General features: G+C 63.1%; 12 protein-coding genes. 6 read left to right on the top strand and 6 right to left on the bottom strand.

Annotated elements, in window-relative coordinates; all coding sequences use genetic code 11:
* Window positions 1-167 precede the first annotated feature (167 nt).
* Entirely contained in the window at window positions 168-620 is a 453-nt protein-coding gene (locus tag HT134_RS37500) for a DUF6463 family protein (RefSeq protein ID WP_175605236.1), read from the top strand.
* Window positions 621-761: 141 nt separating this feature from the next.
* On the opposite strand, the gene HT134_RS37505 is transcribed toward HT134_RS37500, so the two are convergent.
* Together HT134_RS37505 and HT134_RS37510 are read right to left on the bottom strand one after the other, a co-directional pair.
* Entirely contained in the window at window positions 762-1,430 is a 669-nt protein-coding gene (locus HT134_RS37505; RefSeq protein ID WP_175605237.1) for a DUF4241 domain-containing protein, read from the bottom strand.
* Window positions 1,431-1,656: 226 nt separating this feature from the next.
* Window positions 1,657-1,848, bottom strand: a complete 192-nt coding sequence (locus tag HT134_RS37510; protein ID WP_175605444.1) for a DUF2283 domain-containing protein — start codon at window positions 1,846-1,848, stop codon at window positions 1,657-1,659.
* A 387-nt stretch (window positions 1,849-2,235) separates the two neighbouring features.
* Here HT134_RS37510 and HT134_RS37515 point away from each other — a divergent pair, with 387 nt between their 5' ends.
* Window positions 2,236-3,228, top strand: a complete 993-nt coding sequence (locus tag HT134_RS37515) for a hypothetical protein (RefSeq protein ID WP_175605238.1) — start codon at window positions 2,236-2,238, stop codon at window positions 3,226-3,228.
* A gap of 704 nt (window positions 3,229-3,932) precedes the next feature.
* Here the strand turns inward: HT134_RS37515 and HT134_RS37520 are convergent.
* The gene (locus HT134_RS37520; protein WP_175605239.1) at window positions 3,933-5,267 is read right to left on the bottom strand and encodes a hypothetical protein; all 1,335 of its coding nucleotides are present in this window, start codon (window positions 5,265-5,267) and stop codon (window positions 3,933-3,935) included.
* 249 nt (window positions 5,268-5,516) lie between these two features.
* Window positions 5,517-5,798 carry a GntR family transcriptional regulator gene (locus HT134_RS37525; protein ID WP_312888724.1) on the bottom strand — a complete coding sequence of 94 codons (282 nt, stop codon included), beginning with the start codon at window positions 5,796-5,798 and terminating at the stop codon, window positions 5,517-5,519.
* 81 nt (window positions 5,799-5,879) lie between these two features.
* Between HT134_RS37525 and HT134_RS37530 the strand changes: the two genes are divergently transcribed.
* The gene (locus HT134_RS37530; protein WP_175605240.1) at window positions 5,880-6,203 is read left to right on the top strand and encodes a hypothetical protein; all 324 of its coding nucleotides are present in this window, start codon (window positions 5,880-5,882) and stop codon (window positions 6,201-6,203) included.
* A gap of 782 nt (window positions 6,204-6,985) precedes the next feature.
* Entirely contained in the window at window positions 6,986-8,488 is a 1,503-nt protein-coding gene (locus HT134_RS37535) for a pentapeptide repeat-containing protein (protein WP_175605241.1), read from the top strand.
* Window positions 8,489-9,049: 561 nt separating this feature from the next.
* Here HT134_RS37535 and HT134_RS37540 read toward each other — a convergent pair.
* Both HT134_RS37540 and HT134_RS37545 read right to left on the bottom strand, forming a co-directional pair.
* A complete protein-coding gene (locus HT134_RS37540; protein ID WP_175605242.1) occupies window positions 9,050-9,724 on the bottom strand; it encodes an HAD family hydrolase in 675 nt (224 codons plus the stop codon).
* A complete protein-coding gene (locus tag HT134_RS37545) occupies window positions 9,721-10,563 on the bottom strand; it encodes a GntR family transcriptional regulator (protein WP_175605446.1) in 843 nt (280 codons plus the stop codon). Before HT134_RS37545 ends, HT134_RS37540 begins: the two co-directional genes overlap by 4 nt.
* Before the next feature lie 137 nt (window positions 10,564-10,700).
* On the opposite strand from HT134_RS37545, the gene HT134_RS37550 reads away from it, so the two are divergent.
* Window positions 10,701-11,030 carry an SCO3933 family regulatory protein gene (locus HT134_RS37550; protein ID WP_175605243.1) on the top strand — a complete coding sequence of 110 codons (330 nt, stop codon included), beginning with the start codon at window positions 10,701-10,703 and terminating at the stop codon, window positions 11,028-11,030.
* A 99-nt stretch (window positions 11,031-11,129) separates the two neighbouring features.
* Window positions 11,130-12,500 carry an FtsK/SpoIIIE domain-containing protein gene (locus tag HT134_RS37555; RefSeq protein WP_175605244.1) on the top strand — a complete coding sequence of 457 codons (1,371 nt, stop codon included), beginning with the start codon at window positions 11,130-11,132 and terminating at the stop codon, window positions 12,498-12,500.
* Window positions 12,501-12,569: the final 69 nt, after the last annotated feature.

Here is a 12,569-nt window from a genome sequence, read left to right on the forward strand (position 1 = left end):
CCGTTCCACAGCCACCCGATCACTCGCGCTCCCGCCCTGACACGTCTGTGACCGGGAGAGCCGCCCACGACCGTGGGAGCCACACGTGCCCCACTCCCCTGCCGGAGGGATCGACATCCCTCCGGCAGGGGAGCACGCCGGGCCGCGACCCGGAGAAGCTGGCACCCATGAGCCTCACACCCGCGGCCAACCCACCCGCACCACCGGCAGCCGTCCCACCGGCACCGCCCGCGCCCCCGAGCCGGCTCACCATCTGGGCCGGCCGAACCATGCTCGTGATCGCCGTGGCGCACACCGCCCTGTTCGCCACCCTGGCCCCATGGTCCAGCTGGCTCGCCGGTGACCTCCACGACAACGCCGCGGACAGCGACTCGGTGGCGACGTTCTGGGCGCTGCCCGGCGGATTCGTCGTGGTGCTGGCACTGCTGGGCCTCCTGGCGGCGCGGGCCGGGCGCCAGGGACAGCTCCTTCCCGGGTACGTCGGCTGGACGCTCCTGGCCTGGGGAGCGCTGGCCGTCAGCCTCATCGGACCGAGCGGCTTCCTGTTCATAGCCGTCCCTGCCGGGCTGCTCATCACGGCCGACATCGCCGCCAGACGACAGCGCCGCAGTTCATCCTGAGCACCGCGCCGCGGCTCCACCTCATCACCGCAAGACATGAGGCGATCCGTCGGGACAGGGAGTGTTCGACCACATGACCACACCAGCGGGCCAAGCTATCGGCCGCCATCAGCGACGCGGAGGTCATGTTGGACGCAGAGGTCATGTGGGAGGACGACCAGAACTGTGCGACAGCAGTTCAAGATCCGTGGCGAAGCACACGATCTCCCCGCTCACGCCACGGCCGAGCCAGGTGGGATAGGCACCATCCCCCATCCCGCAGTCGAACAGCACGATGTTCGTCCCGGCCTGCGGATCCATCAACTCGGCATGGCAGTCCCGCATCACCCGGTCCCGGGCCGCGTCGAGTTCAGTCTCGTCCCGCTGAAGACGCCGCAGGAACGGCAGCGTCGAAAGGTCGAGAAAGCACCCTTGGCCGCTGTCGACGGCGAATCCGAAGAAGGCGTCGTCGGCCAAGTCGGCCATTCGCTGGCCAGGGCGCAGTGCGATCTCCCAGGAAGCCACCTCCTCAGCCGAGATGACGACCTTGGCGGCAGCCGCCCTCGGACGTGCGCCATAGCTGCGAGCCTCGGGTTCCGCGATCGCGAGCACCACCGTATAGCTGCCGTTCTTGACGGAGTGCGCGAACGCCTGCGTCTCGTCGAACGGGTCCGCGACCCGGATGCCGTTGTCGCGGGCGACCAGCCGACCAGTGGGAAGCTCCAGCTTCGCCACTTCGCGCAGCTCGATACGCAACGTATGGCCGCTCGGCCACGGGAAGCGCGCGCCTTCCGTGAAAATCGCATCGAAATCTGCCGGAGAAATCGGCATGCCTGCTTCCTCCCAGGCGAAGAGCAATCACGATCTCAAAGGGAGGGCATCCTCACTCGCCGAACGAGAAGTAGATCGCCGTCATCATCGCCGCTGTAGCGCCTCAAAGAAATGAGGAGTCAAGCCAGACAGGCGCCGCTCAGGAGCCTTGCTGTTACACAGCCGACGAAGCGTCGCCGCCCCCTTCCCACCGTCCGGCACAGTACGTCCAGGAGGGCCCACTTCGCTATTGTCCCGGCCACTCAGCGATGATCTCGATACCGATCACGCGACCATCAGCGTCGAGGTCCAAGTTCACCATCGCTTCATCCATCGTGACCGTCCGCGCGACCCCACCCTCAGCGATAGGACCTCGGAGGTAGACGTACGTAGCTCCCACCTCAGCGTCGTAGGTCCATGTGCCAGGATGCTCTTCCATCTCCACGAGGTCTCCTGTCAGAGCCGATGAGGGGAATTGTCTACGAGACTGCCAAACGATCTCCGCAGCCGTCCGGCGTTCGCCGGGCTGGTCATGAGGTCCCCGGCTGTTCAGATCCGATCATCTCAGTTCTTGATCCTCCGCGCGGGTGGCTCCCAAGGTGGCTTTCAGAAGCAACCATGACCCACCTGCCCGCATAGACGTACGTCGATCTTGTTCAGCTCGCAATCCTGGCCGCGGTACCGCACGCTACGTGATCGATCGTCTCCGGAGAGCGGTGACCGGGACGACTGTTGGCTGCAGACCCGAGCTGCGTTCGGTCGACCGCACCGACGACTCGGCGCCGCCTTGTATGCGATCATCGAGGGATGACAACAAGAAAGGCCCATGGCCGCTGACTGCCGGCTCGCGCTGCACGCGACGCTTCCCGACCGCTACGCCCATGATGAGGTCCTGGCCTCAACCATCGACCACCGCGGCCGGCTCGCCGCCCTGGTCGCCGACCCCTCTCAGGGCTTCACCCCCGTCCCGCACTTCTCCGCGCTACGTCCGCCCCCGCGCTACGACGCGACCGCCGTCATCTGCGACGGAGCCGAGGTCCGCGAGATCACGCTGACAGATCTCGGCCTGTGGTTCACCCACATCGACACCCTCGGTGACGGCATCGTGCTGGCCGCTGCACGCTGCGAGCCCGTGGGCGTCGACATCGAGCGCTATCGATGGCTGGTTCCAGAGGACGAACTACACCTCACCGACAACGTCCGAGTGATCGACAGAGACGGACAGACCCAAGCGGCCTTCTACGCTGGTGACGGCATCGAGCAGCTCATGACCGACGCCCAGGGCAACATCTGGACCAGTTACTTCGACGAGTCGAACTACTGGTTCGCCAACCCGGACGGCACCCGCTCCTACAGGTTCATGATCGGACTCGCGCGCTGGGACAGCCACGGTAGCCCACCCTGGATGGCGCCATCCCACACTCCAGACGTCGTCTGGTGCGACTGCTATGCGTTGAATGTCGGCCATGAGGTGGTCCACGCCTGCCCCTACACCGACTTCCCGCTGATCGAGATCGACGGTGACGGCGTCCGGAGCATCACACCGAACCCCGTCACACGGTGCAGCGGCCTGGCGGTCTCCGGCGCCGAGCTTGCCTTCCTCGATCAGCACCGAGCAGGTGGCGGCTTCCGCTGGGAGATCCGCAGGGCCCGCAGAGAGGGCGGAGCCGTCACTGAGACAGACCGAGCGAACCTGCTTCTGCCAGACGACCGACACCCGACCGGCTGGGCGCGAGGGAAGATCGGCAGAGACGGGACACTGTGGCTGCACGAGGACGGCGATCCGCGCCATTGGTACCGCTATGAACTGAGCTCCTAAGCCCAATCCAGGGTTGCCGCCACAGGATGTGGACGAGACTGCCTCAGCGCCCCGGCAAGGGCACTTCATGAGCACGGTCGCCACATCCTTTCGCAAACAAGGAAGCCCCTGACGGCATATCGCCTGTTCAGGGGCTTCCTGTTGCAGAGCCGACGAGGGGAATCGAACCCCTGACCTTCTGTTTACAAGGGAAGGGCAGACCACTCGTTGAGGACACCTCGGCCTGCTCAGGCGGTAGATGCGCGCTGGCCGGGTGTGATCGCATAAGACGGCGTTGCTGTACGTGCTGCTGTACAGCCCGCGCGTCACAGGAGCCGAGGGCCGGTTCGAAGAGACTTGTCAGTCGTCGAAGCTGGCGATCCATTCATTGATGAACTTCGATGCCTCCTCGGCCATGACGACATTGCTCCTAGAGCAGGCCCAAGCCTCTCGACGAGGAACTGCGACGATACGGGTTCCCCAGTGACGACTACGTAGCACGCCAGGCCCCGCTCATCTGACGTGACCTTGAGGAGACGAACGCATCGCGACGGTACCTGTTGCACAGCAACAGCGGGTTCTGCTGTTCCAGCCCTCTCGGCTATCGCAGAACGTCTTCGTCGATCGATGATCGAACCCTGACCGGCGAAGCGCTTGCGCGATCCAGCCGAGCTCATACGCCTCACCATCGCTCTGCCTTGTCACCTGGCAGGGGCAGAAGGGATCTACTCCGCAGGCTCCTCCGATTTGCCATTGCGGCGCATTGCACGGCGTTGCTGGGCGTAGAGCGCGGCCGATACCAGCACCCCACTAAGAACGATGAGGACTGCGAGCGCGTAGACGGGCAGGTAACGGACGTCGAACATCGACCAACTATTGTCGACTTCACGTGCGTTGATGCCGAGAAAAGCGAGGATCAAGCCGACAGGAACGGCGAGTGTGGACACGAACCCGATGGCTATGGCCCAGCGTAGCCGCCGGTCTTCGTCCGCACGACGTTCCTGGCTTTCGATTGCGGTCAACTCGGCGGCGGTGGCCCTCTCAAGGCGGCGCAGCATTCGGGCCACCGTCTCTGCCTTGGCCCCCAGCCCCATCGCCTCGTACAAGGCGTCGTGGTAGCCGGCCACTCGCAGCGAGGGGACAAGTAAACCAAGGTCCGCCGTCGCTTCGACGCTGTAGCTCAAGTCCAGCTCCATGTTTCCGAGCTGGCCGCTCAGACTCTCCAGAGTCTTGCGCCGCATTTGCGTGCCCTGGTGCGTACGGTCGGTAGCGCGGAACGTGGACACCGCGGAATAAACCGTTGCTCGGATCTCGCGCAATCGTGCCGCGCTGGCCACGCCTTGGATCGCGGACAGGAAGACGCTGTTCTCGACGTAATCCTGCTGACCGCATAAGACGCTGACATACGGTCCTACCGCGGCTACCGCGCCCGGGTTCCGGTTTAGCTCCATTGGATAGGTGATCGCACTGAATTCCTTGCGATACGGCAAGTCGGCGCGGTAGATGACCCGCTGGACAATGTCATCATATTTGGTGGCGGACATTATCGGCCCGAAGGCGATCTGGTGCCGCTCGGGCAAAAATACGCCCCCCATGCCAAGTGCTTCGGCGGCCAGCGTCGTGACGCTCTGGCCTTCGACCTTCACATCAAGGTAGTAGCAGTCCTCGAGCAGGTCGATCGTGTGTGCTAGCTCGCAGGTCACATCGAGACTGAGCACGGCGACAATCTGCCTGGACGGGACCACCAGCAGCCATAGCCGGGCACCGGTCACCAGTCGGAGACGATCCCAGCGCCGGAAAGCAATCCGGTCGTGATCGAGATCGATCCGCTGGATCACCTTCGGCAACTGTGCGGCCGATCCGTTGAAGTACTCCGCCAGCCGACCGAGCCGCAGGTACTCCCCTGGCAGCGTCTGATCCGCGTCCTCGGCAAGCTGCCAGGGCGTGGCGTACACGTTGCTCAATCGCACACAGTCGCGCTGCGCTGGCGGGTCGAAGAGTCGTTTGCTGTTGGCTTGCCGCTTAAACCGGATGCCAGACAACGTCGCGGTCTCCTTCACGGAGGGACCTGACCCGATGCGCGAACTCCTCGCCGATCCGGGGGCCTCGCCGACGTTCTGCATGAGCCAGGTCGTCATGGTCAGTTCACGAACGTCCCGTAGAACCCTGTAGCCCTACCAGCTCTGCGTCAAACCCATGAGCATCGCAGAACGCCTGATATTGCTCTTAAGGCTGGCCGAAACGCTGTCTGGTAATCGATGTGGGCGTGAGGTTCAGACGTTGTTGTACGGGTTGCTGTACAGCAACCGTCACCGATCGACGTTCTCAGCGGGAGGATCGGGCTGCTGCACGTAGGTGCCCTTGCCGTGAACGCTCCGGATGAGGCCGCGCTCGCGTAGCTCCTTCATCGCACGACGAACGGTCATCCTGGCTACGCCGTACTGCTCCGCGAGGTCCAGTTCTGAGGGAAGCCGCTGCCCAAGCTTGAGCTCGCCTCGTTCGATCTTCCCGGCGATGTGGTTGGCCACGACCATGTAGACGAGTTCGGGCCCATCGCTGTCGATCTCTGGATAGTCGCTGTCCTCCGCCACGCTGCAAAACATAGATGCCCTCTGACCTGCAAGAACACCTAGATGCCTCTACAGAGGTATAGAGAGGTCTATATTCGAAGCATGTCCGACGAGCAGTGCGTCCAGGCCGCCGACCTCAGCGACTCACCCGACTGGGAGTGCCCCGCCGTGTCCCCGCATCCGGCACGTGCTCGCGCCAACCACACAGTTCTCGCCTGGACAGCGCTTGCACCTGAGCGGTCCCGCGTCCAGGAGTTCACCTGTGCCTGCACTGCTGTCTACTACGAGCTGATCGCACACAGCGGCGCCTATCTGATCCACAAGGTCACACAACTCGACACCCCTGTACACGCCTTCGCCGGCCCTTGGCCCCACGCGGAGGCTCGTCGCTGGTGGTCCCTGCTCATCGTCGGTGACGCGCGATAAGAGCAAGTCCCGGCGGACAGCCCCCCGCAGACCGGTGGCAAAGATCGACGAAGTCGATCTGCGGCAGCGATCGCCCCAGTCCGAGAGGCCCGGAACCGAAGTCAGCGATCGTCACGGCCTTAGACCACTTCGATGCGAAGCCGCTCGACCGCGACACCGGTCGGTCAGGCTCGAAAGACATCCTGACCCGGGTCAACGGTCAAGTAGTCCCCGTGAGTGCCCTCAGCCGTACGCCTCGTTCGTCACTCAGATAGTCACCCACCAATCAACGGTTGATCGGCACCAGTCGGGCGAGGTCACGTCCACGGACGTAGTGCATGAACCGATCTTCGCGAGATCCTGTTGTTGATGTCTATGGGGAAGCAGATCTTGAAGTTGCACCCCGACAGATGCACACTCAGTACGACAGCGAACCTAAGGCCGTCATACCTTTGGGCTATGTTGCGCGGATTGCTCGCAGGTTGGACCCAAACTAACTCAGCCCGACAAAAGGATCACCAACAAGCAGCTTGCAATTGAATGCCATAACTCGGAGGGCAAGCTTGAGTCGTCGCACTACTGCCATTGCGCTTGTAGCGGCAAGCATCATTGCAGCGCTTGCTGTCGTAATAATATTGTGGCACGAGGTCGTCACGTGGTGGGACTCGCTCCCTAAACCCGCCCTTCTTGCCTTAGCGGCATTTAGCGCTTTCGCGACAGGTGTTGGATTGTGGATGACTTCGTCTCGCTCGCCATCTTCGAAGCAGACACCAGGATTTCGCGTTCTTCCTTGGTGGTCGATAGTGATCGGACTGCTGGTCGCCGCGGTAGCAACGTGGTCAGCAATAGCCCTTCTTAGATCTGCGGCACATGGAAATGCAGCCTTAGAATTCGATGCTATCAAGACCGGCCTTACAGTAGGTGTCGGCATAGGAGGACTCGCAGCACTACTACTGACAGCGCGGAAGCAATGGCTAAACGAGTTGACTCACCGACATAATGAAAGGGTCGCCCGGCACAGTCAGCATGACGCCGACGAACGGAGAGTAACCGAACTCTACATAAAGGCAGTAGAGCAACTAGGCGGAGAAAAAGCAGTGGTTCGCCTAGGAGGGTTGTATGGCTTGGAGCGCCTAGCACAGAATCACTTACAGCATCGCCAGACCATTGTGAACGTGATCTGCACATACTTGCGAATGCCTCATCACAATGGCACTACAAGGGCAGCAGAGGAAGAGTCAGACACCGACTCGAGCGCATCCGGACAGCCAGCTCAAGACGAAGAGCGAGAGGTCCGACTTGCCGCGCAAACGCTCCTCAGAAATCACTTGCTTAACAACAATGGCACGTCTCCCTCAGAGCAATTCTGGGATAACGTATCTATCGACCTCAAGGGCGCAATGCTGGAGAACTTCTCACTACAGGATTGCAGCGTAGGGAGTATCGATCTATCTAACGCGCGCTTCATTGGTTCGGCAATTTTTTCTGGCGCACGCTTCAAATATGAATTGAAGCTGACCGGAGCTACCTTCACAGACACCGCCGACTTCGACAGCACAAGAGTAGAGGGTTCCATTCGACTAAACGAGGCGAAATTTTGTGGTCGACTTTCATTTCAAGACGCCAAGCTCACAGAGGCAAGCTTTGAGCAGTCCGAATTCATCGAGGGCGCTTCCTTTTATAGGACAATCTTCGAAGGCCCCGTCAACTTCAAGAAGGTTACGGCCTCCGCCTCTTGCAGCTTCGGGGAAACCAAATTTACGGATGAAGCACTTTTTGAATCGGCAGATTTCCGCGAAGGGGCATGGTTTACCGATGCCGAATTTGAGGACAACGCACAGTTCGATAGTAGCCAGTTTGGCGAGACGGCATTTTTCACCGGAACCACCTTCCGTCAATACACCACCTTCCGGGCCGTATCGTTCACAGGCGGGTTCTGGTGTGAAAATGTAGAATTCATGAGCAACACCAGGTTCGGCGGCGCAACCTTCGCCAAGCTATCCAGGATCGAAAACGTCAATTTCCATTCTCATGCACATCTTGATTACTTGAAGCTGAACGGACTTCTCACCATTGTTGACACCACATTTCACTCTTATCTAGAGATGCATGACTGGATCGAGAGAGAAGGGGGCTCGGTAGGCTTCTTTGATACATACGTCGAGGCGGCCGAGAACAAATCTCTATTCAAGAGAAAGTGGCTCCGCGAATGGCATGTCGTTCCATGCGAGGATAAGCCGGGCTGGGGACGCTTTATCAGCCGTGACAACGATGGAGGAGGCGTGCCTGAGAAGAAAGCGGAGTAAACCTCGCATGGGGCACTATCAACGCCACTTGTCGGAGCACCGAAACGCGCGCCTCTACCCCCTGATCACCTTGTACGCCGTCGGCTCACCGCGTGGCGGCAGCAGGCCGGGGCTGGAGTGTCAAGCTCGGCTCGCTTGTACGTTCGCCGGTCGCTGTTCCTCAATCGCGTTGTCCTGCGGTCAGAGCTGAGCTTGATGCGGAGGAGCCGGTCTGCTGGGCTTGCCTGGGTCGATGATGTGCGAGGTGTTCAGCCCCCAGCCACCCATCTACGTTTAGAGCCATGTGGCGATACCTCGGTGTCGGAGTGCTCCCGCCGGAGGCATGCTTTGACGTCATCGGCTCAGTCGGGGAGTCGACGTACCTCGTGGTGCCGGTGAACGTTCCGTATGCGCTTCTGCCTGCGTCCGCTGGTGCGGCGGGGTGGCCGGGCGGGACCGGCCCGGAGAGGCCGCACGCCCGCCCGGACCGCCCGGCCGCCCGCCGCCCATCGGGCGGCGGCTTGATGACGTAGGGAAGATATGAATCACGGGCGATCTTGACTGACTGCCGGGACGGCGTCATTACTGCGGGTGCGCTGCCAGTTCGGCCATGCTGCTGGTCACTGCGTCAGCCCCGGCTTGCGTGAGGCGTTCGGCCTTGGCTGGCTCAGTGGCATAGGCGATGCTGCGTGTTCCTGCGTTGTGTGCGGCCTGCATGTCGAAGTCGGAATCCCCGATCAGCACGGCCCTCGCTGGCTCGACTCCCAGTGCCTTGCACGCTCGCAGCGTCGATCCCGGGTCCGGCTTCATCTGGTTCGGCTCCCCGATGGGGCGCCCGGAAACCGCGGTGACCCACTCCCCCAAGTCCGCCAGGGCTAGGAACGTCTCGATGGCAGGCTCGGAGTTGTTGCTCACGATGGCGACCGGCTTGCCGGCCTCTGCACATGCTTCGAGAAACTCGCGAACGCCCGGCGTGATCTCAGCGCAGGTCGCGGCCTCGACCTCGTTGGCCATGAGCGCGGTCTCCACCGTGTCGACCAGCTCAGGAGCGAAGTCAGCCGTACGGCGCAACACCTTAAGCGGGTCGTCCAGGGCCTCGACGTCCTGGGGCAGTTGGACGCCTTCCCTGGTGAGCAGTTCTTTGAGCCGGGCCGCGACCACCGATGCGGAAAGGCCGGCGAAGACCCGGCACACCGGCCCGTCGAAGTCGAGCAGCACGGCGTCGGCCTGGCGCGCGAGGTCGGCGGCGGTGGTCACAGGTCGACCTCACGGCTGATGGTGGTCCACATGCTGTCGAACCAGCGCCGTACCTCGCTGACGTACTGCGAGGCCATCGACGTCGGGTCCTCGGTGATCTCGTAGTGGAAGAGCAGCGCGTCCTTGCCCATGACGTCGTACAGCTCGTGGGGCTCCCCCTTGATGCGCACGGTGTGCTTGACGACCGGGTAGAAGCCGAAGAACACGCGCTCGCGGTTGATCACGTAGAACTTGAACGCGGGCGCGGTCTGGTGAACGCGTACCTGTACGGTCGCGGCTTTGACGAGTCCGAGGTCGGCCAGCTCATGCACGGCGTCGGCGATGGCCTGGGTACTGCGCTGCTGGATGCGTAGTGCGCGCGTCCGGATGACGGGATCGTCGCTGAGGTCTTCGGTCCGGCAGGGCAGGGACATGGGGTGTTCCATGTCGGGGACCAGGATGCGGATGTTGATCGACTCTGGGGTGAGCCGTCCGAGGCGGATCTTGTCCAAAGGCTCTTGAAGCATCCCGTTGAGGGTTTCGCCGGAGAAGCCGGCGAAGTCGATGGAGACGTTCTGTTCCTCGAAGGCCCGTTCAACGTGCGGACGCAGCTCGACCGGCCGTTCGGTGCGCTCGCGTACGAACACGCCGCTTCCCTGGCGTGAGACGACCAGGCCCTCGTCCCGCAGCAGGCGAATGGCCTGCTGGACGGTCATGCGCGCCACGCCGTACTTCTTCGCGAGGTCGTGGCCTGAGGGCAGCTTCTCCCCCGGCTCGAACTTCTTCGTCAGGATCGCGGCGCGCAAGGCGTTGGCGACCTGCTGGTACGGCGGGCGGGGGTCGTCGGGATCGAGACTCATCACGCAAATCAGCCTAGTTCTTCTAGGTTGCCTAGTCCAGTTCCTTCGGGATGCTTGACATGGCTAGCCATGCTGGGCAACATGAAGGCATCAACAAGATGCCTAGCCAAGTTAGGCAACCTTCAGAGGAGATCAACATGCGCAACATCCCCGTCGACATCACCAGCCTGGCGTTCACGGTCGCGGGCGAGCCTGAGCCCAAGATCGTGGATCGCGCCACCGGCGAGGTGAAGCGGGACGCCGAAGGGCGGGAGCTGTACACGATCCCGCTGCTCCCCAAGCCGAACGACGACCGGCGTAACCCGGTGATCGTGGTGACGTTCCCCAGCGAGACGTTCCCGCAGATCCCCGAGGGCGTGCAGGTCCGGCCGGTCGGCCTGGCGGCGTTCTTCTGGTCGATGAACGGCAGGTCCGGTCTCGGCTTTCGCGCCGAGACGATCACGGTGGCCATGCCCAAGGCCGCCTGACCCGTAGGTACACCCCTGGGAGCGGGCGCGTCGCCAGGCAGCTCGTTCGCCCGCTCCCGGGGCCAGCCCTTTTCGAAGGTTCGAAAGGACGTCCCAAGTATGTCCGACTGGCTGATCCCGTTGGCCATCACCGTGGCCTCGGCCTGCACGATCCTGCTGGTGTGGCGCGGGCTGCACCCCGTCTCGTTCTGGCTGGTCGTGGGCTACCCGCTCAAGACCCTGCATGTCTACTTCACCTGGGGCAACGTCGCCCTCGGCTGCTCCCTGACCCGTAAGCGCCGCCGCTGGCGCTACACCCTCGACGGCCTTCCGGTCGTCGGCCACGCGACGATCTCGCTCACCCACAAGCGGAAGGTCCGCCGGGTGCAGATCGACAAACCACCCCGGCTCGGCATCGTCCGCCCGTGTCGTCTCGGCTTCCGGGTGAACGTCAAGCTCATGGACGGTCAGACGCCGGATGACTATGCCGCCCGGCTGCCCAACCTCGCCCACGCCTGGCGCGTGCATTCGGTGCGGCTGGTGGCGTCACGGCCTGGCCGGATCACCCTGCTCGCTACCCGAGGTGATCCGCTGTCCGAAGTTCGCGCACCCGTGCTGTCTGAAGGGCTGCTGCGGGTGCGGGTCGGGCTGCTGGAGACCGGCGCGCCGTGGGTGGTCGACTTCCGTACGGTCCCGCACTGGCTCAACACCGGTGCGACTCAGTCCGGCAAGTCCACTCTGCTGAACGCTCTGATCACCGGCCTGTCAGGCCAGCCCGTCGCCCTGGTCGGCTTCGATCTCAAGGGCGGCGTCGAACTCACCGCCTACAGCTCACGCCTGTCCGCCATCGCCACCGAGCGGGCCGAATGCGTCGGGCTGCTCGATGACCTGATCTGCCTGGTCAAGACCCGCATGGCTTTGTGCCGTACGAACAAGGTCCGCAACATCTGGAGACTGCCCGAAGACCTGCGCCCGACCCCGGTCGTGGTCCTGGTCGACGAGGTGGCGGAGCTGTTCCTGATGGCTCACAAGGGCGAGAAGGACGAGATCGCCTCGACCGCCACCGCGCTCCTGCGGCTGGCACAGCTCGGCCGGGCGTTCGGGGTGTATCTGGTGGTGTGCGGTCAACGGGTCGGTTCCGACCTCGGTCCCGGCGTCACCGCTCTGCGATCCCAACTGTCCGGCCGCGTCTGCCACCGGGTGAACGACCCGGAGACCGCGACCATGACACTGGGCGACACCGACCCGGCCGCCCTCGACGCGGCCCGTCAGATCCCGGCGAACATGCCGGGCACCGCCGTCGTCGTCGGCGATGACGGGCGCTGGTACCGGGCTCGGTCCGTCTACGTCAGCGAAGAGGTCGCCGAGGCCGCCGCCCAGACCAACGCCGAGCTGACGCCCGCCTGGGCCGATCTCCTCACCGGCACCGACACCGTGACCGTCACGGACGCCGAGCTGGAAGCCCTGGCCCGCGAAGGCGAACCCACCTAACCACTCACCTGCCCAAGGCCCCGGCGCCGGCCTGATCGCGCCAGGTCCCTACCCGCCCCATGCCCGAAA

The organism is Nonomuraea rhodomycinica (assembly GCF_013363995.1).
GTDB classification, from domain to species: Bacteria; Actinomycetota; Actinomycetes; order Streptosporangiales; family Streptosporangiaceae; genus Nonomuraea; species Nonomuraea rhodomycinica.

What these genes read in the sequence shown, in the direction of transcription:
- HT134_RS37500 (WP_175605236.1), top strand. Translation starts at nt 168, where the DNA reads ATGAGCCTCACACCCGCGGCCAACCCACCCGCACCACCGGCAGCCGTC.
- HT134_RS37505 (WP_175605237.1), bottom strand. Translation starts at nt 1,430, where the DNA reads ATGCCGATTTCTCCGGCAGATTTCGATGCGATTTTCACGGAAGGCGCG.
- HT134_RS37510 (WP_175605444.1), bottom strand. Translation starts at nt 1,848, where the DNA reads ATGGAAGAGCATCCTGGCACATGGACCTACGACGCTGAGGTGGGAGCT.
- HT134_RS37515 (WP_175605238.1), top strand. Translation starts at nt 2,236, where the DNA reads ATGGCCGCTGACTGCCGGCTCGCGCTGCACGCGACGCTTCCCGACCGC.
- HT134_RS37530 (WP_175605240.1), top strand. Translation starts at nt 5,880, where the DNA reads ATGTCCGACGAGCAGTGCGTCCAGGCCGCCGACCTCAGCGACTCACCC.
- HT134_RS37545 (WP_175605446.1), bottom strand. Translation starts at nt 10,563, where the DNA reads ATGAGTCTCGATCCCGACGACCCCCGCCCGCCGTACCAGCAGGTCGCC.
- HT134_RS37550 (WP_175605243.1), top strand. Translation starts at nt 10,701, where the DNA reads ATGCGCAACATCCCCGTCGACATCACCAGCCTGGCGTTCACGGTCGCG.
- HT134_RS37555 (WP_175605244.1), top strand. Translation starts at nt 11,130, where the DNA reads ATGTCCGACTGGCTGATCCCGTTGGCCATCACCGTGGCCTCGGCCTGC.